Below are 21,109 nucleotides of genomic sequence, written 5' to 3' on the forward strand. Positions count from 1 at the left end.
GTTGGCTATTTCAAGCGACTTGGAAGGACGCGTTATGAATATCAGCGATGTATCGACTCACACTGCAGCGGAAGATCAGCGCAATGAAGACATACTGATTTATGTGAATGGTGACATCGTGCATCGCGATGAAGCCAAAGTGTCGGTTTATGATAGTGGCTTTATGTTGGGTGATGGCATATGGGAAGGATTGCGTCTTTACAACGGAAAATGGGCTTTTTTAGACGAACACATGGATCGATTGTTTGAAGCAGCCAAAACCGTTGATATAGATCTAGGCATGGCAAGGGATGAGGTGATCAACGCGTTAGAGAAAACCCGCCTGGCCAATAATATGCACACTGATGTCCACGCCCGTTTAATGTTTACCAGAGGTAAAAAAAACAAGCCGTTTCAACATCCGGCACTGTCTACTCAAGGTCCCACACTGGTCATTATTTGTGAGCACTCTATACCGGCTATCGGCCGACCTATAAAACTGGCAACCGTTCCCCATGTACGCGGTTTACCCATGACACAAGATCCAAAACTCAACTCGCATTCAAAACTCAATTGCATATTAGCTTGTATAGCGGCGGAAAAAGCTGGTGCAGACGAAGCGCTAATGCTGGATGTGAATGGCTTTGTGAATACTACCAATGCTTGTAATTTTTTTATAGTTCGCAAAGGCGAAGTATGGACATCCACCGGAGATTACTGCATGAACGGCATTACCCGACAAAAGGTAATTGACGTATGCGAAAAACTGGGCATTCCGGTACATCAGCGCAATTACTCCCTGGTGGAAACCTATGGTGCCGATGAAGCTTTTCTAACCGGTACTTTTGGGGCACAAACACCGGTTAGTCACATCGATGGCCGGGAAATTGGCATTGCTCACCCCGGGCCAGTAACGCAAAAAATCCGCCACGGGTACTACCAACTTATTAAGGAACAACATTGATGCGGATTGCCATGTGGTCAGGACCGCGCAACCTGTCTACAGCCATGATGTACGCATTTGCTTCCAGACAAGATTGTGTCGTTATGGATGAGCCTTTCTACGCCGCTTATTTGAAAGCAAGTGGCGAAGTGCACCCCATGCAAGAAGCCATTCTGGCGTCGCAGCCCACTGACCCTGAAGAAGTGGTACAGGCATGCCTGAGCCCGCTGCCAGAGGGGAAAAAACTCAGCTATCAAAAACACATGTCTCACCATGTGCTGCCGCGCTTTTCCATAGAGTTTACCGACAAGTTGACTAATGTGTTCCTGATCCGCCATCCGGCACGTGTTATTGCCAGCTACCATAAAAAGCGTGCACAACCGAGCCTGCAAGATGTTGGCGTGGAACAGCAGGTTGCTATTTTTAACCGCCAGCACCAGCGCAGTGGGCGGGTTCCTGTGGTTATCGACAGTGATGATTTGCTCACTGATCCGGCCCTGGGGTTAGAAGTACTGTGCGATGCCATTGGTATCCCCTTTGACAGCGCCATGCTGTCATGGCAACCTGGCGGTAACCCCGCTGATGGCGTGTGGGCAGAACACTGGTACAATGCCGTTTGGCAGAGCAACGGACTAACGAAAACCCAACGAAAGCCAATTCCCCAGTTACCTGCGTCTCTGCAAAGCGTACTGGCGCAATCTCTTCCTTACTACGAATTACTTGCTAAACATAAATTAACCGTCGGCTGATACCGAACAGAAGTCAATGTGGGTTCTGATTGTCAGCTTTTTTTGTCAATACTACCTGTGATGCCGAGTTTTTTTCGAGCCAGGTTCACCACACTATCATCAATAGGGGGCGGTGAAATATCCACCTCTTTACCGAGTTCTTCAACCAGTGTACGGAGTACCGCAACCCTCGCGTACCATTTGTGCTCGGCAGCAATCACATGCCATGGCGCCGCTTCGGTATCTGTATTGTCGAACATGGCTTCGGTAGCTTCTTCGTACTGCGACCATTTTTCTCGGTTGCGAATGTCTTCCTCGGTGAGTTTCCACCGTTTATAAGGGTTGTGCAGGCGCTCTTCAAAGCGAGCCAGCTGTTCTTCAGGTGTAATATGCATGAACAATTTGACGATGCGCACACCGTCGTCAATGAGTAAGCGTTCGAATTCATTAATTTCCTGATAAGCTCGTTGCCACTCATTCTCCGTGGCTAATGCCTCTACCCGTTCTACCAGAACCCGTCCGTACCACGAGCGATCGAAAATGGCAATAGTACCCTGCTTAGGCAGTCGACGCTGAAAGCGATACAAATAATGTCGCCCTTGCTCTTCTTTGCGAGGTGCAGCGATGGGGTGAACTAAAAAGCCGCGGGGATCGAGAGGCTCTGTTACGCGCCGTATTGCACCGCCTTTACCTGAAGCATCCCATCCCTCAAACACAATAATGGCGCGTTTTTGCTGATGAAAATAAGCTTGCTGCGTGTGAAGCAGTGCGTTTTGCCACTTCTTTAGCTGTTTTTTGTAGTCAGCCTTACTGTCTAACTTTCGCGTGGTGTCGATATTTTTTAGTGTGATGTGTCGCTGCGCCAAGCTAATTTTAGAAACGTAATTCGGCATATCTGTACTCCCTCGAATCAGCATATGCCCAATTTAACGCGGTGTCCAATGCCAGGTAAACGTCCGGGGAGGCGGCATTTCGAAAAGTAGTGAAGGATACATATACCGCTATATATATCTGTACCGAAAACGATATCCAACTGTCCTATTTTTCTTATCGAGTTGTCCGTACACTTGAACAATATAATTAAGGCGTTGTCATTTCTCAGATATGTACGGCGTGTTTCCTTTTGTGTTACCGGGCAGTAGAGATATGAAACTCAAATATGTAATAGCGGGCTTGTTGATGGCTATCAGCGCAAATGCCAGCGCAAGTTTAATTGTTAATGGTAGTTTCGAAGATAATGATGTGAAAAAAGGAAGCTGGGCTAAGTTTGATGCCAGTACTGTCAATGGCTGGGATGGTCTGAACATTGAAATATGGGATCATTTGGACCGCCGTGCGGCCTTTGAGGGGGACCAATTACTTGAACTGAATGCCTTTGGCAAGCGAAATGCGGCGAACAACGCCTACCAAATCAGCCAGACCTTTGCGACCGATGTGAACGCTCACTACAGTGTGAGTTTTGCCTACCAGGCGCGTACAAGCGCCAGCGAAGCCTTTTTATTCGAAATACTCAACGACGCAGGTAGTGCTATATTCTCTGAATTAATAACCGACCACAGTAAAAATGTCTGGCGAGTATTTGATACGGATTTTGTGGCTCCGGATCTTTTTACCACTATCAGTTTCACGTCGATAAGTGGTGGCACAACCGGTAACCTCATTGACGCAGTGAAGGTTACATCTGTACCGGAGCCCGCAACGCTACTGCCTTTTGCCGTGGCACTTATGTTCATCGGTGCTCGGCTAATGCGCCGAAATAGCGAGTCTGCTTTTCTTTCCAATGACATAAAAAAGGCGTCTTAGACGCCTTTTTTATGTGCGGCAAAGCGATGAACTTGCCATCCGGTGAAACAGCCGGGTTGTCAGCCCATTCAAGTTCAAATACGTCCATGTCACTGAATGCAGGCTGAGAACAACGGCAGCTATCACACGATGATGAAATTCCGTTTCCAGTGACTCTTTGATTTCCAATTTTCTTATTTCTATCCGTGGCTCAGCCAAAAAACTGTAAAGCGATTAATCACTGTATACCTCTATACTGGCACAATCTTATTGCCTCTACAGATTTTTGACCAGGTAATCTACCAACAATCTGACTTTATTTGGTACGTGTCGGGATTGGGGATAAACAGCCCATATACCGTCGTTTTCGGTGTCGTATTCAGTTAAAACCGGAAGAAGACGCTTTTCAGCAATATCCTTCGCTACATAGTAATCTGGCAATTGAATGATACCGAGGCCTTTGAGGGCTGCATCCCGTACTGCAAATCCGCTGTTACATCGCATTCGAGGCGAGGGACGAAATGTCTTGTGGTTGTTGTCCACGGTGAACTGCCAATGAGAGGACGTGCCGGCAACACAATGATGTTTTTTTAGTTCATCGATACGCTGAGGCACACCCGCACTGTCAAGGTAAGCAGAAGATGCACAGGTGTGCAGTTTTCGCGAACCGAGTTTTCGCGCGCGAAGCGTTGAGTCTTCCAAATGACCCAGACGAATGCCCATATCATAGCTTTCTTCCACTAGGTCGAGTACCTTGTTTGTCAATTCGAGTTGTATTCGCAAACCGGGATAAAGCAGAGCGAAATCGTTGAGGAGGGGGGCAATAAACCGTTCTCCGTATGTCACTGGCGCCGTGAGTTTAAGATGGCCTTTAGGGGTGTGTTGTTGTTCACTGACTAGCCGTTGGGCGTCGTCCAGTAACTCCGTTATCTGCCTGCACTGATGGTAAAATTGCAATCCAATATCTGTGGGAGTCACAATTCGGGTGGTGCGATTTAATAGCTTGCTGTCGAGGCGTTTTTCCAGCGCGGTCACCTGACGACTGACTTTCGCTGTAGAAATTTGCAGTTTTTCGGCAGCGCGGGTGAAGCTTCGTTGCTCGATAACCGCAACAAATTCGAAAATACCATCCCAATTCATAGATTCACCGGTAATTATTGCAAATTTGCAAAAGTTATTTTCTGAAAGTGCTTATTGTTTCATTATGCGGGGGAGTTACAATGGTGTCATTGTTTTTCTTAAGGGTTTGAACGATGACAGAGACGATTACATGTAAAGCGGCAGTAGCTTGGAAAGCCGGCGCACCTTTATCCATTGAAGATGTTCAGGTTGCACCGCCAAAAGCCGGCGAGGTCAGAATTAAAATTCTCGCCACGGGCGTGTGTCATACAGACGCCTTTACCTTGTCAGGAGATGATCCAGAAGGTGTATTCCCTGCGATCCTTGGTCATGAAGGTGGCGGTATCGTCGAATCTGTCGGAGAAGGTGTGACCAGCGTTGAGGTGGGAGATCACGTGATTCCTCTTTACACACCGGAATGTGGTAAGTGTAAATTTTGTTTGTCAGGCAAAACTAATTTGTGCCAGGCCATTAGACATACTCAGGGTCAGGGACTGATGCCCGACGGTACAACCCGTTTCAGTATAAATGGTCAGCCCATTTACCATTACATGGGAACGTCGACGTTTTCTGAATATACCGTTTTACCAGAAATTTCACTGGCCAAAATAAACCCTGAAGCCCCACTGGAAGAAGTGTGTTTGCTGGGATGTGGCGTAACCACTGGTATGGGAGCCGTAATGAATACGGCGAAAGTACAGGAAGGCGACACCGTTGCCATATTTGGTCTGGGTGGCATCGGCTTGTCAGCAATTATAGGCGCAACAATGGCCAAGGCCGGTCGCATCATTGCTATTGACATTAACGAAAGTAAATTCGATCTGGCGGAAAAGTTGGGGGCAACTGACTGTATTAATCCATCGTCTTACGACAAGCCCATTCAGGAAGTGGTTGTGGACATGACCGACGGTGGAGTCGATTTCTCTTTTGAATGTATTGGCAATGTAAATGTTATGCGTTCAGCCCTGGAGTGTTGCCACAAGGGGTGGGGTGAGTCGGTCATTATTGGCGTAGCGGGCGCGGGTCAAGAAATCTCAACCCGACCGTTCCAACTGGTCACAGGACGCGTGTGGCGCGGCTCTGCGTTTGGGGGGGTAAAAGGGCGTTCAGAATTGCCCGATTACGTTGAGCGCTACATGCAGGGCGAGTTTAAACTGAATGACTTTATCACCCATACCATGCCGCTGGAAAAGGTAAACGAAGCCTTTGAATTAATGCACGCAGGTAAAAGCATTCGTACAGTTATCCACATGGCATAATAGCGGTTAGCCGACTGGCGTTGGCGCATTGCAGCGCCGGTCGGTTGAACGAGTTATGATTGCATGATGCGTGAAACATTTTCAGTGACGCTTACAGCGCCCTGATATATCTCACCCATCACAGCCTGGACGCTGCTAATTTGGCTAGCGTTCTCATCAACCTTCACTTTCACTTCACCCATTTTATTACTCGCTTGCTCCGCCAATCCGCGGTTTTCATTAACCACACATTCTATTTCGATGGTGGAGTCACTGGTGCGTTTTGCCAGTTGTCTGACTTCGTCTGCCACGACTGCAAAACCTCTGCCCTGATCGCCAGCCCTTGCAGCTTCTATAGCGGCATTGAGGGCAAGCAGATTCGTTTGATCAGCAATGCTGCGAATGGTAGAAACGATAGACTCGATATTGGCAGATTGTTCCGTCAGCTGTGCGATCAACACATTGGCGTGGTCTACTTCCGCCAGCGTGGCACTAAATACGTCCACCGAACTGTTTAAGGACTCTGTTCCTCGCAAAGCAATTTGCGACGTTTCCTCAGAAATGGAAACCGCATGCTCGGAAGCACTGGCAATGTTTTGCTGCAACGTTACTTTTTCAGTGATATCGGCGGCGAACTTTATTACTTTTACCACTTTCCCTTCGGCTGAAAAAATGGGGTTGTAGGTAGCTTCCAGCCACAGTACGTTGCCTGAAGCACCTTTCCGCTTGTACTGGCCGGATTCAAACTGGCCGGTGGCCAGCTTGTCCCAAAAATTGGGATTATCGATGTAAAAGTCGTCGAAACAAAACATGCGGTGATGCTGGCCAAGGATCTGCTCCAGCGAGTAACCGACGGTGTCGGTAAAATTCTTATTCGCGCGGAGAATTGTGCCATCTGGATTAAATTCAATGACTGCCATGGACTTGTCAAGCGCCGACGCAATGGCTTTGGCATCATTGCTTTCTTGACGCTGTCTGGATATATCCATTGCCAGGCAGATAATGTCGGTAACACAGTTGCTTGTGTCTTTTACAAGTTCGTAATTACATTCAAGAAACACAGAGCCACCGCTTTTGTGTTTGAATTCCTGTTCACAGTGTTGTGCTTGCCCGTCAGAGAGGTTTTTCCAGAATGATAAATAGGCCTGGTTGTTGGCAAATGCCGGCGCACATAATGCCCGATGATTTTCTTCGACAAGCTCCTCAGGGCTAAAACCCAACAGGTCGGCAAAGAGTGTATTGGCTTCTTTGACGCGCCCATTTGGACTGAAACAGACAAATGGGCTACTGCGTTTTACCGCGTCGATCAGAGAGTGATAATGCCGAAGCTCTTTAGTGAGACTGTCTACTTTGGTGGTGTGTGTTGACTTTCGAGTGAACATACTGCGAGCCCAAATTTAGTATTAATAGTACACAATACTACTTTTTTTTTACATAAATTGGAGTTAGTCAAAAGTCCAATTTTTGCCGTTTACGGCAGACTGACTTTTCCCATGGTGGTATTGGGAATGTCGTATCTATTGCCTTCAAAACAAGGCGTCCCAGCAATAGTTTCATTGGCTAAAATGGCGAACAATACCGCCTCTTTAGCATCAGGGCTAATGCCAATTTCAGATAAATTGCACACCCGAATATTGTTGGGGAGTAATGTCGTGATCATCTCCATTAGCACGGGGTTGTGAACACCACCACCACTGGCATAGACAACATTGTTGTCAGCGAGACCTGCCATTTCCACGATGCCGTTACAAATTGCTCTGGCAGAAAATGCAGTGAGCGTAGCGATTACATCGCAGTCGGAAATTGCCAACGTCTGGCTGGTGATGCGGGCCTGTTTCAGGTAGTCGAGATTGAACACTTCCGGACCTGTGGTTTTTGGCATGGAATAGCTAAAAAACTCATGGCTGAGCAGCGAGTGAAGTAAGTCTTCATTAACCTTTCCTGCTGCAGCAAGCTTGCCATCCTTGTCATAACGAAGATGGCTAAAATGCTGAGCGACGAAAGCGTCGATGATGGTATTGCCCGGCCCAACATCGGTACTGAATACCGAAGAGGCGTTGTTGCCGGCTGGTAGCCAGGTGAAGTTGGCGATGCCGCCCATATTCAGCAGAAGCCGGTTTTCTATGGGGTCGCTAAACATGAGGTAGTCGCCATAAACGGCGAGGGGGGCACCTTCTCCGCCCGCAGCAATGTGTTTCTGTCGGAAGTCAGATAAAGTGATGATACCAGTCAGTACTGCGAGCCTGTCGCCATCGCCAATTTGTAACGTGCCATGACCATATTCCCCCAAGCCGTGTTGTTCTTTGGGGCAATGAAATACCGTTTGGCCATGGCTGGCAATACAGTCAATATCACAAGCCGATACTTGCCACGTTTTCAAAGTTTTATTGATCATTTCTGCATGTTGCTCTGCAATCCAGCCATTTAAAAGGGTCACTTCCTGCAGATCGACATCGCGTTTTGCAAAAATGCGTTGTACAGCATGACGAAACGGGGTTTCGTATGGAACGGTGACGAATTTTTCCAGTTCCACCGACGTTTTCAACCCGTGTCCGGAAATGTGGCAAAGGGCAATATCCAACCCGTCTAAGGATGTTCCGCTCATTAAGCCAATGATGCGTCGACTTTGCTTCTCGCTACTGTGATACAGCTTTTGAATATAACTTTTCATGACATTATTTCTTACTTTTTCGCAGGGCCGCCGCTTCTATAGTGCTATCAGCGATTAAAATCACAATCTAGCAAACAAAGTAGTAGTGCGTAAAATAAAATATTCTTGAATTAAAATGATAATTGTTATAAAAAATTGTAAAAGGACGATATCAATCTATATCTCAGTATCGCACACGCCAAACTGTTACTGGAAATATTGATGAATCAGTGACGGTTATCTTAGTTCTCATCATTCTCGGAGATTTTATGCAACGCTTATTTACTTCATCCACTTTTTACGGTGTGGGAAAGTTAACCGCGGCCATCCATCTGGCCTTACTATCAGGCGCTGCTATGGCGCAATCCATTACAGAACAAGACATTGAGGTGGTGAGTGTCACCGGTTCACGCATTGCGCGTACAGAAGTGGTGTCAACCAGCCCGGTGACATCGGTAGAGGAGTTCCAACTACAGTTAGACCGGGCGGTGAATGTCGAAGATATCATTTTTAAGCTTCCCCAGGCGCCAAGTAGCGGTGCCAGTGGTGGCTCAGCGACTACTATTGACTTGCGAGCACTCGGGCAAAACCGAACGCTTGTGCTACTCGACGGCACCCGCGACGTGCCCTTCGGATTTCGCAATGCGGTGGACGTAAATGCTATACCGGCTGGACTGATAAAGCGCGTTGACGTGCTCACTGGTGGCGCTGCTGCAGTATATGGCGCTGATGCGGTATCGGGCGTAGTCAATTTCATCATGGATGATACTTTCGACGGGGTGGAGTTTTCCACGAGTTATGAGATGCCACAAAACGGCGCTGAAATGTTCAGTGCAGAAGCAATTTTTGGCGGTGATATTCTCGATGGTAAAGGGCACTTAACCGGCTTCGTCAGCTTTGCTGATCGCAAAGCATTGTTTGCGGGCGACCGAGATTTTGCGATGGAAAACGGTACGCAAGTGGTCAATACCGGCGGTTATTATGAGGATATCGTCAGTGGAAATACCTTTGGTATAGACGACAATGGTGCCGTTACTGAGGGGCGCAACACAGTAGACTCCACCGCTGGCCGCTATCTGGTTTCACCAATGACCCGTAAATCGACCGGATTGTTCTGGGACGTGGATTTGCACGACAACGCCACGCTGTACGGCCGTGCACTGTATTCCCAAATGGAAGTGTATACGGCCGGTGGCGCTGGGCAAACACCAGTATCAGTGAACGAAGAGGTGCTATTGTCTCGCGATAACCCGTTCATCACGTCTGCCATTGCTGATCAGTTGACGTTTGACGAAAACGGTGTTGCACAGGTACGGGTTGAACGCAACCTGGGCCTGGGTTTACAGAAAACAATAACGGAGCGAGATCGCTTGCAGTTTCAGGTGGGATTACGGGGCGATATTACTGATTTTCTGCGCTATGACGCCTACTTTCAGCACGGTAAAACCGACGAAACCGACAAAGTGTTAAATTCTGGCTATTCGACTACAGCGTCGGGGGGAAGCAGCTTTGCGGCAATTGCCAATAGTGTTGATTTGTTTAACCCCAATGTGGCGTTGAATGAACTTGAAACTACCCTTGTTTATCACGACCGTGAGCGCACGCAGAACGTAGCTTCCATTACCTTCTCCGGTGAATCAACGCCTTTGTTTGAATTACCGGCAGGGCCGGTTAGCTTCGCCATCGGATATGAATATCGCCGCGAAGCAGGGGTACAAATGCCGGGCGATGCATTTAGACGCGGCACCACGTTCTCGTCGAGTAGCTCTGTTGAAATTGATGCCAGTTTTTACAGCAGAGAAAGTTACGCAGAAGTATTGGTTCCACTTGTATACGACAAGCCTTTCATGCAATCGCTGGATTTTGAAGGCGCCTATCGCGTGTCAAGTTACTCCAATACTGATGCTGACGACACCCACAAATTAGGCTTGAATTGGACAGTAAATGACGACTGGCGTGTACGCTGGACAAGGCAGTCGGCTTTCAGAGCGCCCAACCTCGGTGAGTTTGCTGGCCCGGTTTCCGGATTGTCATTGGCTATTTTTGACCCGTATAACGAGCGTTTCATTAGCCGTCTGGCGGGCCGCTTTGAAGGTGATCCGTGTTTGTTAGGTACAGGTGATGCTGAGCAGTGCAGCCGTTACGGCGCGCCGGCAGTAGGGACTGAGTGGGATTCATCATCAGCCCGGTACACCTACGGAGGCAACCCTGATATTCGCCCTGAAAAAGCCGATTCCACTACCGTGGGCTTTGTCTATACCCCTACCTACCTGGACGGATTTGACCTCACGGTTGACTGGTACAAAATCGAAATTGATGATGCGATTTGGGTAATACAACCAGCGGCAGCGCTGCAAAACTGTTATATCGACAACCCTGTTGCTGGTAATCCGCTATGCGATGCAGTATTGCGCGATCCCAACACAGGTTTTATAACCACCGCCCTGGTTAACGATTTCAACGTGTCCACGTTTTTACAGGAAGGAGTCGATGTCACCGCTCAGTACCGCTTTGCTGCACCTGAGTTTATGGGAGGAGACCTCACGCTTAACTACGCTGCCAATTTGGTGACAAAAGCAGAAAAGCGGCTCGATCCAACCTTACCGGTGGAAGATTGTAAGGGGACTTATGGTTCTGCGTGTACAGGCGACTACGCAAGCTCTCTGCAGGCTGATTACAAACACAGACTTAGCGTTGGCTGGTCTTTAGACGAATACACTGTGCAGCTGAGCTGGCGCAGAATCGGTGATGTGGATTACGCCAGTGATCCGTCTGTTTCAATTGGTTCGCAGAACTATTTCGATGTGGCTGCATCCTGGCAGGTAAGTGATGAAGTGTCTGTCGGCGCTGGGGTCGACAATTTGTTCGACAAGGCACCTCCTGTCCCAGCTGCGGGAGCGACGCGATACAACACAGTTGATGGCTATGATGTAGTGGGCCGTTCTATTGGTGTATCGTTGCGCTATACCCCGGCCTTGTAACCTGGCAGCGTCGTCGCCTCAATAAACCGTCTGACAGTCGCAATGCATTGGCTGTCAGGCGTTCTTAGTGTCAGCATAACAAGTATTCAGCTGTATTCTGTGCAGTTGGTGGTGCATTGACTTCGAATCAATGTATATTTAATTTTATGTTTGATGACCCGACAGCAATAAAAAATTTTTAACAAAGGGGTTGTATGTACAACTTTCTCACGCGAAGCAAGCGCTTCTTTCAAACTGCGGTTTGTGTTTGTGGTTTTACTGTTCTTCACGGGTGTGCCATGCCTGCCGACAGCGATACCCAGCAAATCCGCCGGGATCTGGCGCAAAAGTTCATGCTCGATTTTCGCTATTTTTGCGAAGAGGCCCAAAGCCGTTGCCGCGAGCCTATGACAGTACTGCCCCCACAATTGTCTGAATTGGTCTCGGAGTCAGGTCTTGGGGGCGTCATTTTGTTCAGTGAAAATCTGGCTTATCCGCAACAGATAGCCAAACTGACTCAAGATTTGCAAAAGGCAGCACAACAGGCGGAAAACCCTCAGCCCCTGCTCATTGGTATAGATCAAGAAGGTGGCAGAGTGTTTCGCACCCCAAGGGTGTTTACCACCGATTTCGCGGGGAATATGGCTTTAGGTGCAACGTGGGAAAAATCAGGGACTTACTACGCGAGCGCGAGTGGCAAAATTATGGCGCAGGAGCTTAAAGCGCTGGGCGTGAATACTAATTTTGCACCCGATGTGGATGTAAACGCCAATCTCGCCAATCCCGTTATCAATATTCGGTCCTTCGGTCAGTCGCCACAGCGAGTGGCAGAGCTTGGCGAAGCGCAAGTCATTGCCATGCAACGCGAAGGCGTGCTAGCAACGGTAAAACACTTCCCCGGGCATGGCGATACACACACCGACAGCCATCTTGGTTTGCCTGTGGTTAATCACGACAGGGCTACAGTCGATGCCATTGATTTGTATCCGTTCAAAGCGATCATCGAAAAGGCGAACCCCGCAGCAGTAATGACTGCGCACATTCAGTATCCCCAGCTCGACAGTAGTACCCTGACAGATAAAAACGGCAATGAACAAATAAAGCCGGCAACCTTGTCGAGGAAAATTCTCACCGGTATTTTGCGCGACGAGTGGGGTTATGACGGACTAATTGTAACAGACGCTCTGAACATGGCTGGTATTGCTAAATTTTTTGATCAAACAGAGGCCGTAGCAGCTACCTTCGCTGCGGGCACTGATATGGCTGTCATGCCACTACCAGTGCATACCACTGAAGATATTGCCAAGTACAATGATATGTTGGATGAACTCGTGGCTAAAGTGCAATCAGGCGAGCTGGATCGCGGCGAGATTACCGCCTCAGCAGAGCGCATACGCCGAGTGAAGAAACGCTTTGCCTTGGCGCAGTGGGACAAGCCAGATATTGCAGCGCTGTCTGAGAATCTGGAAGATAACAAACGCCAGGCGCAGCGCATGGCAGACGAAGCTATTACCCTGTTAAAAGGCAATCCGGCAGATTATCAGATAGGTGCGCAAGAGAATGTACTTGTACTAATGCCTGCGGAGCCGGTATGTAAGGCGCTGACTTATCACTTTAGTCTTTACCGCGCGGGTCAAACGGTAAATTGCATGAGCTTACAAACCCTTACTGAGTCGGCTCTTCAAAGTGGTATTGCACAAGCGGATACGGTGATTTTGGGAAGTATGACGCCGTCTCCGAGTTTGGTAGAACTGGGCGGCATGGAAGATATGAAAGAGAACACACAACAAATACTGGGTTATGCAAAGGCGCAAGCACGGTTGCCGGACTTGCTGAAAGCCATCAACGCTTCAGGTAAACGCAGCGTACTGGTTTATTTGCGTATGCCTTATGACGAAGGGCGCTTAGATAAATTGAGTGATGCGGTTCTGGCAACCTACAACGCCAATGTTTACAGGCTTTCCGACGATGAAGACAGCCCCTACACAGGCGCAACCATTGACAGCTTGAGCCGGGTGCTAACAGGTATGCTTACACCCAGTGGTTCAGTCCCCGTGTTTCTCGATGAACAGGATAAGGCGTTACGTGGGCATTAAACGCGTTATTTTTTCGTTTGTGTCACTGATGATGGCGTCTGTCATCATTAGTGCCCCCGCGTGGTCGGTAGCTTATCAGGGGCAATTGGTGTTGCAGTCAGAAACCCCTGATGACACTCTGGTCGGCAATTTCCAGGCGCTAGGTAAATTTGTGCAATTGCGTGTCTATCCCGCTACACCCAGTGAAGTACGAATATCCGTCAATAGCGAGGTAATTTTTGATGGCCAGGTACAACCCGCTCACAATACAGTACTCATGTTAAGTGATTCCAAAGCCGTAAGAGCGGGTAGCAATATTTTAAAGATGCACTTGGTAAAGGGCGATGTGGCAGTCGCAGTAGACTATCCCGTACTGCGAGAAGTAAGCCCTGAACACGCCCTCACCACTGCGCAAAAACGCACGTTTCGAAAAGTCTTACAACCATATATTGGTGCAGATCCTGAGCAACACGCATTTCCAGGTGCGGCGGTGTTGGTTGCGCGACAGGGTGAAATTTTATTTGCTGAAGGTCAGGGGATGGCACAGTATCAGCGTTTAACCGAGGGGCGATTGGAGCTCCTTGATTCACCGCGAAAAGTAAGTGTTGATACTGTTTTTGACCTTGCCTCTGTGACTAAAGTGGTAAGTACCACAGCGGCAATAATGCACTTGGTGAGTGAGAATCAGTTGTCTCTATTTGATACACTGGGCGAGTTGTTACCCGGTTTTGCCGAAACAGATAAAGCGGCTGTTACTGTACAGCAATTGTTGACGCACCGAAGCGGATTGTGGGAATGGCAACCTACTTGGTTGCATCGCAGGTACAGTAGTGCGTCGGTATTTGCATACCTTGCAGCCCTTGACCGCCGCTATGCGATAGGCGAAAAGCGAGCATATTCTGATATTGGCTTTATGTTGCTCGGACAAGTCGTTACCCGCGTAACGGGTGAATCCATTGATGAATACGTGAAGAAGCACATCCATCAGCCATTGGGTATGATGTCAACTACATACAAACCTCCAGTATCTTGGCGCCAGCATATAGCAGCCACCTCACAAGGTAACCGATATGAGCAAAATATGGTGGCCACATCCAGTCCTTATCCCATATTGTCCACGCCAGCTTTTACCGACACCTTTGCTGGTTATCGGGATTACACCTTATTGGGGGAAGTTAACGATGGCAATGCCTGGTACGCTTTGGACGGCGTGGCGGGGCATGCTGGCCTATTTTCCAACGTTGTTGATTTAGCGCGTTTTTGCCAGATGATGCTCAACGAAGGAGGGTATGGTAATGCGATGATCGCCACCCCGGAAACAGTCGCGACATTCTTGTCTACGCCTTATGACACCAATCAGGCACACGGTTTTTGGCGATATGAAAGCGGAGACGGTCGCGTTAGTTTTGGACACGCGGGTTTTACCGGCACACAAATAATGTTTCGACCTGATGATCAGCTTATCGTAATACTCCTGACGAATCGTCAGCACAACGGCTTACCTGAATCTGGTCGCTATCCTTCATTAAATGCTGCCTGGAACAGTATTCTCACTGTGGTAGACACCCTTAATGATACAAAAGAGGCGCCCTAGAGCGGCACCTCTTTGGGGGATTACTTAGCCTTGCCTTGCTTTGCAACGGCATCCATCATAGCTTTTATGGCTTCCGGGTCGCCAAGGTACTCTTTTGAAATGGGTCTGAGGTTCTTGTCCAGTTCATAAACCAATGGAACGCCGGTGGGAATGTTCAGCTCAAGTACTTCTTCTTCAGACATGCCATCTAAGTACTTAACCAAGGCGCGTAAGCTGTTACCGTGGGCTGCGATAACCACCCGTTGCCCGTTTTGGATCGACGGACGAATGACGTCATGCCAGTAAGGTAAAACACGTTCGATCGTCAACGCCAAACTTTCAGCGCGAGGCAGGATAGATGGATCTACATGGTTGTAACGACGATCGTGACCAGGGAAATGTTCACTGCTTTCGTCAACTAGCGGCGGTGGTACATCAAAACTACGGCGCCAGATTTTTACTTGATCTTCACCGTGCTTCGCCGCTGTTTCGGCCTTGTCCAAGCCGGTTAGTGCACCGTAATGACGCTCATTTAATCGCCAGTGGCGTTCAACAGGCAAGTAGTGTTGACCCATTTCTTCCAAGGCGATATTAAGTGTTTTAATGGCCCTCAATAGCACGGAGGTGTACGCTATATCAAACTCAAAGCCTGCGTCTTTCATCAGCTTACCGGCATTTTGCGCCTGGGCTACGCCAGTGTCCGTCAAATCCACATCGTGCCAGCCGGTGAAGCGATTTTCCAGGTTCCACTGACTTTCGCCGTGTCGGATAAGTACCAATTTATACATTATAGGTTCCCTAAGACTTGGTGTTGAAATGAAAAAGGAAAGGCATACACAGTGCTATGCCATTTTTACATCAGAAATTGCCGCTATCATCCTTTATTCGCTATCAAAAATCCAGTTTGTCACAACAGCTAATACCAGATCTTATTGAACTGTAGGGGGTTTTATTGCGTCGTTGACGATTTGAGAGCATGGGATCGAACTTGGCCCGTATTCTGCTAAACAATGACAGATTGCGGGTGAATATAGACAATTCCCGGTATTCGTCAAAAATATGACTGGCAGGCAGAGCGGCAGTTACGGATGGCATACCGCTCACTAGTTAGCGTGATAAATGACGTATCAGAATCTGGTGGTAGCGATGAGTAACGATGTGGAGTTAACTATGTGTTTAGATACTATTAAAATATCGAGAAAACCGAAAAAATCTAGAAAGACGCTATCTCACAGTGATGAAACATCTCTTGAAGTGAGTAAACACTATCACTATAGAGTTAGGGGAACAAGGACCTCTGCATTGGTGAAGAAAGCTATTTTAGCATCCGCAAAAGTATAAGCCAGTGTCGCTGGCAGTTAACTGGTATTTAAATACGGCTAAATGCAGCCTTTAGGCAGTCTACTGCTGCTTGTGTTTTAACGGGTACTGCATCGTGTTTAGGCGATACTGCATAAACCTGATAGTCAGGAACTCGCCAATGAGGCAATATGTGGACGAGTTCTCCGCGAGCTAATTGCTGCCGAATTTCCGGCTCAGGCAATACCGCAAAACCGAGTCCGTCTCGGGTTAATTGAATGAGTGCCTGCATTGAGTTTACCTGCAGACGTGGGTAATCCAAAAGGTGGGTGTGACTTTCGTGCCTGAGAGCGAAGGTGTCGAGTTCACTGTGCCCAATATGACAGTGGGCACGCAGGGCTTCAGGTGAATCCGGTAGTATGCGGGCCAGTGGATGAGTGCCTGCCGCACACAAGAGCAACTGCCACGAGGCCAATTTCTGACAATTTAAGTTTACGTCGGATAGTGCTTCTAACGTTATTGCTAAATCTGCACCGGAAGCGATGACATCATAGGGTTCGTCAGTCAGTATGAGTGACACAGAAATTTTAGGAAAGGCACTGAGAAGTTCGTCAATTGGATTGCTCAACAACCCGCCACCGAAGCCTTCAGGGGCAATGATTTTTAATTTTCCCGACGGCGTTTCCTGTAGCTGCTCTATTCTCTGATGAGCCCGTTCAGCGACACTAATGAGCTCAATACTGCTCTGGTAGTAAATTTGTCCTGCCTCGGTAAGACTGATATGTCGCGTATTCCGGTTGAACAAGCTCATTCCCATTTCCTGCTCCAGCTTGCGCAATTGCTGACTGATCGCAGATACCGTCATATGAAGATTTTTAGCTGCTGTGCTCATATTGTTGGTATTGGCAACTTCCACAAAAACCTGCAAAGATCGAAGCAGTTTAATATTCATTGATCGCAGTATTTTCCTTTACGGTCCATAAAATAGTTGAGAATATCGCCTACTCAGATTAACATAAATAAAAATTATTCTCATTTGTGCGGGCGCAGTTAATTAACTTACAAATGATCCATTACCTTGTCGAGGTTTCTTCGATAAAGGTGGATGGAAAACAGGTTAACGTTACACAACAGACAAGTATGAGATTGGTTCGTTGTGTATAGCTTCGCCAATATGACGTATCGACATCTATCCATAAAGGAGTGTTAGTAATGGAGTCTGTTTTCTCCTTCAAAACCAGGGCGGTTTGTGCGGCTTTGTGCGCAGGCATGCTTTCTATATTGCCCTCGGTAACCAGTGCTGATGAAGTCACTGTAACCTTGCCCCGCTTGTCTGTGGCCGAATATCACGCACCCTATGTGGCTGTGTGGTTGGCTGACAGCAAAGAGAAGAGGGTGAAAGATCTCGCCGTATGGTATGACATCAATATGGAAAACGGCAAAGGAGAAAAGTGGCTCAAAGATATGCGCCTGTGGTGGCGTCGCAGCGGTCGCAGTGCTGAAATGCCCATCGATGGGGTCAGTGGCGCTACTCGTCGTCCCGGAGAGCACAAAATTAACCTTGAAGGCCAATTCGAGGGGATTGCGGCAGGCAGCTATACCCTGTACGTAGAAGCCGCCCGAGAACTTGGCGGCCGGGAAGTTCTCAGCGTACCGGTTACGTTACCCATTTCATCTTCTCAAACGCAGCAGGTTAAGGGAAATCAAGAACTTGCGTCTATCAAATTATCACTGGAGCCAAAATAATGAAGTTATCGCGTCTTTTCACAACGGGTGTACTAGCCCTTTCTCTGGCCGCCGCCCCTGCTATGGCACACAGGATCTGGGTTAAACCCACTACGACGATTGTATCCGGCGACGACGAATGGATCAGTTTTGATGCCGCAGTTGCAAACGGCATTTTCTTCCCCGATCATTTTGCTTTGTCCACAGACGCTATCCGGGTTACCTCTCCTTCTGGAAACGAGGTAGAAAAACAACACGCACAGAAATTGCGGTACAGAAGCGTGTTCGACATCAACTTAAAGGAAGAAGGGACGTATCGAGTTGAATTGGCGTCGCAAACGCTGATGGCTGTTTGGAAAGATGAAAACGGCAAGCGCAAAATGTGGCCGGGCCGCGGAAGAACTGGCACCGTTGAAGAATTTCACGCAGAAGTTCCCAAAAAAGCTGACGGCTTACAGGTTATTGATTCTTCACGCAGGGTTGATGTGTTTGTGACTTCAGGGGCGCCGTCTGAAGAAAGTATTAAACCAAGTGGGAAAGGGCTTGAACTGGACGGCGAGACACACCCTAACGATTTATACACGGGCGAAGAGGTAACTTTCGGTTTTCTCATACACGGTGAAAAGGCGGCTAACGCCAGTGTTACCATTGTGCGCGAGGGTGAAAAGTACCGTGACGTTGATGATTCAATGACGCTCACCACCAACGCAGACGGGAAAATTGCCGTTACTTTCGACGAGCCAGGCATGTATTGGCTGGAAGCGGAATACGAAGATGACAAAGCTAAAGCACCGGCGCAGAAACGTCGCGGCTCTTTCGTTTTGGTGATGGAAGTCCTTCCCAACTAAATACCTATGGGGAACAGACGGTAGGTCGGTACCTGTCGTCTGTGCCTACTTTTATAACATTCTCTCCTCAATACACGCATTGTCTACATCAGCTAAAAAAAAGCTGGTAAAGTGTTTTTATTCAACTATTTCTGTATTCCAACAATGAAAAACCATTTTGCAACCTGGGCACGGGGAATTGTGCTTTGTCTAATTGTTGTGGGCGTAACAGCCTGCGCCGTGAATAATGACATACAAAGTGAGGTTACTGCTGAGCCGTTTGGGCCAAAAACATTTACCCAACCTGGGTATACTGCTGTTGTGGTGGCTTATGAACCGGAGATGAAAGGCATTCTCGGGCGCATAAACGCCGACCCTGCTGCGCGAATTGATAGTGTTGTGCAGTTTAAAGGGGTAACTTATCGATTGGGCACTTATCACGACGAACCCGTATTGATTTTTGCTACGGGGATGAGTATCGCTAATGCCGCACTGACCATGCAGATGGCTTTCGATTACTTTCCGGTGAAGCAGGTAGTCTATATGGGCATTGCCGGTGCTGTAAACCCCATCTGGGAACCTGGCGACGTGATCATACCCGAGCGTTGGTATTATCACGATGAAAGTGTTTACACCAACCCTGACCCAAACAGTGAGGGTGAATTTATCCTGCCTGAGTACTATGCCCGTTTTCTCAGTGAGCAAGCAGAGAGACGTAAGGTAGATCCCCACGTACCCAAGTACAAAAACTTCTCGTTTATTCACCCGGACGAAGTACTCATTATCAAAGACGGTATGGATAAACCCCAGGATACGGCATATTTTTCAGCCACGCCCCGGCTCCTTGATGCTGCCCGAGACGCCATCATAGCCATGCCCGAGCAGATGATACTGTCGAAACGAAAGGCCCGACTGACAGTGGGGGGAAATGGCGTTACAGGTTCTGTATTTCTCGATAACCGGGAATATCGCAAGTGGACTCGCGATGTTTTTAATGCAGAGGTGACGGAAATGGAATCGGCCGCTGTGGGACAAGTGTGCACCATCAATGACGTTGACTGGATCATTATTCGGGCTATTAGCGACCTTGCGGGAGGGCAGGAAGGTATTAACGTTGAGCACATTTATGATCAGGAAGTGTCCAGAGTAGGTGCAAATGTACTCTTTGCTGTGCTTGATGCACTGGCAAAAGCTGACAGGTAGTCGTCAGGCTACCCTGTCAGCAGCCTTTGGGCATTGTCGCAAATGGCAGTGATCAAAGCGTGCCCGGATAAAGCCCGCGGAGTGATTGCGTAAAATTGCTCGCGAATGACGTCGGCGGCGCCAATCTGCCTAACTTGATATTGGGTTTCTACATGGCGGGCAATACAGCTGGGGGCACAAAAAATACCATGCCCTTCGCTGCCAAAAAGTTTGAGTAATGCACTGTCGTCAAACTCAGCGATCAGGGTAGGGTGAATGTGCTCACTCTGGAACCAGGACGACAAGCCAATGTTCAACCCTGAGTGCACACCAGGCATGAGAAAGCGCTCACCGTTGAGACTTTGTGGAAAGTGCTCGGCAAGGTATGCATGGTTGTCTGCAGCGGAGAAAAAGCTCACTGCCGAGGTACCCAGAACAGTTTCATTGGCTTTTATCTGGCTTCCCGGCGGCAGGCCATGATCAGCCAAAATGACATCGATATGATTGACTGCTAACTCCCCCAGCAATTCGTCAAAGCCCCCTTCAACAAACACAAAACGGGTTTCAGCAGCTCGCTTCATCACCGGTGCCACAAAATCGTAGGCCAGTACTTTTGGTATAGCGTCAGTAATACCCAACGTGATTTTATCGATGCGGCCTGAAAAATTGTTTTGTAGCGCGGACATCAGATGATGGCCAGCGTCAAAAATTTTTTCTGCGTATTCCAGTACCATTCTGCCTTTGCCAGTGAGTACTAAACGCTTTTTTTGCCGTATAAAGAGGCGAAAACCCAGCGTATCTTCTAGAGTTGCTATTTGACCGCTTACCGTTTGAGAAGTGACGTGAAGTCGCTCTGCCGCACGAGCTACGGTGCCCTCTTTGGCTGTCATATAAAAATAATACAATTGATGGTAGTTGAGTTGTTGCATACTAATCAGGATTTTCCGAAGATATTTTAAGAATATAACAGATATTTTCTTATTTACGGATAGAGTACTCTATCTGAAAGACTTATGGACTTGTTTTAAT

18 protein-coding genes are annotated in these 21,109 nt (G+C 48.1%); 10 read left to right on the top strand and 8 right to left on the bottom strand.

The genetic code is table 11. The features are described 5' to 3' along the window. Positions 1–34: 34 nt before the first annotated feature. Entirely contained in the window at positions 35–943 is a 909-nt protein-coding gene (locus KO518_RS01810) for a D-amino acid aminotransferase (protein WP_216024090.1), read from the top strand. Between the two features lie 11 nt (positions 944–954). Then, complete coding sequence (locus tag KO518_RS01815) at positions 955–1,671, top strand: sulfotransferase (RefSeq protein WP_216024091.1); 717 nt, start codon at positions 955–957, stop codon at positions 1,669–1,671. 32 nt (positions 1,672–1,703) lie between these two features. Here KO518_RS01815 and KO518_RS01820 read toward each other — a convergent pair whose 3' ends face one another. Beyond that, a complete protein-coding gene (locus KO518_RS01820; RefSeq protein ID WP_216024092.1) occupies positions 1,704–2,543 on the bottom strand; it encodes a polyphosphate kinase 2 family protein in 840 nt (279 codons plus the stop codon). Positions 2,544–2,796: 253 nt separating this feature from the next. Between KO518_RS01820 and KO518_RS01825 the strand changes: the two genes are divergently transcribed. After that, positions 2,797–3,453, top strand: a complete 657-nt coding sequence (locus KO518_RS01825) for a DUF642 domain-containing protein (RefSeq protein WP_216024093.1) — start codon at positions 2,797–2,799, stop codon at positions 3,451–3,453. Positions 3,454–3,708: 255 nt separating this feature from the next. On the opposite strand, the gene KO518_RS01830 is transcribed toward KO518_RS01825, so the two are convergent. Beyond that, entirely contained in the window at positions 3,709–4,572 is an 864-nt protein-coding gene (locus KO518_RS01830; RefSeq protein WP_216024094.1) for a LysR substrate-binding domain-containing protein, read from the bottom strand. A gap of 113 nt (positions 4,573–4,685) precedes the next feature. Between KO518_RS01830 and KO518_RS01835 the strand changes: the two genes are divergently transcribed. Then, complete coding sequence (locus tag KO518_RS01835; protein ID WP_252735736.1) at positions 4,686–5,810, top strand: S-(hydroxymethyl)glutathione dehydrogenase/class III alcohol dehydrogenase; 1,125 nt, start codon at positions 4,686–4,688, stop codon at positions 5,808–5,810. A gap of 53 nt (positions 5,811–5,863) precedes the next feature. Here the strand turns inward: KO518_RS01835 and KO518_RS20115 are convergent, their stop codons facing one another. Both KO518_RS20115 and KO518_RS01845 read right to left on the bottom strand, forming a co-directional pair. Then, positions 5,864–7,171, bottom strand: coding sequence for a PAS domain-containing methyl-accepting chemotaxis protein (locus KO518_RS20115; RefSeq protein WP_216024095.1), 1,308 nt, complete (start codon positions 7,169–7,171; stop codon positions 5,864–5,866). Between the two features lie 89 nt (positions 7,172–7,260). Beyond that, positions 7,261–8,460 carry an anhydro-N-acetylmuramic acid kinase gene (locus KO518_RS01845; protein WP_216024096.1) on the bottom strand — a complete coding sequence of 400 codons (1,200 nt, stop codon included), beginning with the start codon at positions 8,458–8,460 and terminating at the stop codon, positions 7,261–7,263. Positions 8,461–8,708: 248 nt separating this feature from the next. Between KO518_RS01845 and KO518_RS01850 the strand changes: the two genes are divergently transcribed. The 3 genes from KO518_RS01850 (at position 8,709) to KO518_RS01860 (ending at position 15,068) form a co-directional block, all read left to right on the top strand. Continuing rightward, positions 8,709–11,420, top strand: coding sequence for a TonB-dependent receptor domain-containing protein (locus KO518_RS01850; RefSeq protein ID WP_216024097.1), 2,712 nt, complete (start codon positions 8,709–8,711; stop codon positions 11,418–11,420). Positions 11,421–11,614: 194 nt separating this feature from the next. After that, positions 11,615–13,495 carry a glycoside hydrolase family 3 protein gene (locus KO518_RS01855; RefSeq protein ID WP_216024098.1) on the top strand — a complete coding sequence of 627 codons (1,881 nt, stop codon included), beginning with the start codon at positions 11,615–11,617 and terminating at the stop codon, positions 13,493–13,495. Continuing rightward, positions 13,485–15,068, top strand: coding sequence for a serine hydrolase (locus KO518_RS01860; RefSeq protein WP_216024099.1), 1,584 nt, complete (start codon positions 13,485–13,487; stop codon positions 15,066–15,068). Before KO518_RS01855 ends, KO518_RS01860 begins: the two co-directional genes overlap by 11 nt. 20 nt (positions 15,069–15,088) lie before the next feature. On the opposite strand, the gene gpmA is transcribed toward KO518_RS01860, so the two are convergent. The 3 genes from gpmA to KO518_RS01875 all read right to left on the bottom strand — a co-directional run bounded on the left by gpmA (position 15,089) and on the right by KO518_RS01875 (position 17,298). Continuing rightward, positions 15,089–15,835 carry a 2,3-diphosphoglycerate-dependent phosphoglycerate mutase gene (gene gpmA, locus KO518_RS01865; RefSeq protein ID WP_216024100.1) on the bottom strand — a complete coding sequence of 249 codons (747 nt, stop codon included), beginning with the start codon at positions 15,833–15,835 and terminating at the stop codon, positions 15,089–15,091. Between the two features lie 103 nt (positions 15,836–15,938). Beyond that, positions 15,939–16,142, bottom strand: a complete 204-nt coding sequence (locus tag KO518_RS01870) for a hypothetical protein (protein WP_216024101.1) — start codon at positions 16,140–16,142, stop codon at positions 15,939–15,941. A 274-nt stretch (positions 16,143–16,416) separates the two neighbouring features. After that, the gene (locus KO518_RS01875; RefSeq protein WP_216024102.1) at positions 16,417–17,298 is read right to left on the bottom strand and encodes a LysR family transcriptional regulator; all 882 of its coding nucleotides are present in this window, start codon (positions 17,296–17,298) and stop codon (positions 16,417–16,419) included. A 260-nt stretch (positions 17,299–17,558) separates the two neighbouring features. On the opposite strand from KO518_RS01875, the gene KO518_RS01880 reads away from it, so the two are divergent. The 3 genes from KO518_RS01880 (at position 17,559) to KO518_RS01890 (ending at position 20,101) form a co-directional block, all read left to right on the top strand. Then, the gene (locus tag KO518_RS01880) at positions 17,559–18,092 is read left to right on the top strand and encodes a DUF2271 domain-containing protein (protein ID WP_216024103.1); all 534 of its coding nucleotides are present in this window, start codon (positions 17,559–17,561) and stop codon (positions 18,090–18,092) included. Then, a complete protein-coding gene (locus KO518_RS01885; RefSeq protein ID WP_216024104.1) occupies positions 18,092–18,919 on the top strand; it encodes a DUF4198 domain-containing protein in 828 nt (275 codons plus the stop codon). The genes KO518_RS01880 and KO518_RS01885 overlap by 1 nt, the downstream gene beginning before the upstream one ends. Before the next feature lie 144 nt (positions 18,920–19,063). After that, positions 19,064–20,101: a 5'-methylthioadenosine/S-adenosylhomocysteine nucleosidase gene (locus tag KO518_RS01890; RefSeq protein ID WP_216024105.1), complete on the top strand. Its 1,038-nt coding sequence runs from the start codon at positions 19,064–19,066 to the stop codon at positions 20,099–20,101. An 8-nt stretch (positions 20,102–20,109) separates the two neighbouring features. On the opposite strand, the gene KO518_RS01895 is transcribed toward KO518_RS01890, so the two are convergent. Further along, complete coding sequence (locus KO518_RS01895) at positions 20,110–21,009, bottom strand: LysR family transcriptional regulator (protein ID WP_216024106.1); 900 nt, start codon at positions 21,007–21,009, stop codon at positions 20,110–20,112. Positions 21,010–21,109 lie beyond the last annotated feature (100 nt).

Origin of the sequence: Aestuariibacter sp. A3R04, from assembly GCF_018860805.1 — a bacterium.
Lineage (GTDB): Bacteria > Pseudomonadota > Gammaproteobacteria > Enterobacterales > Alteromonadaceae > Alteromonas.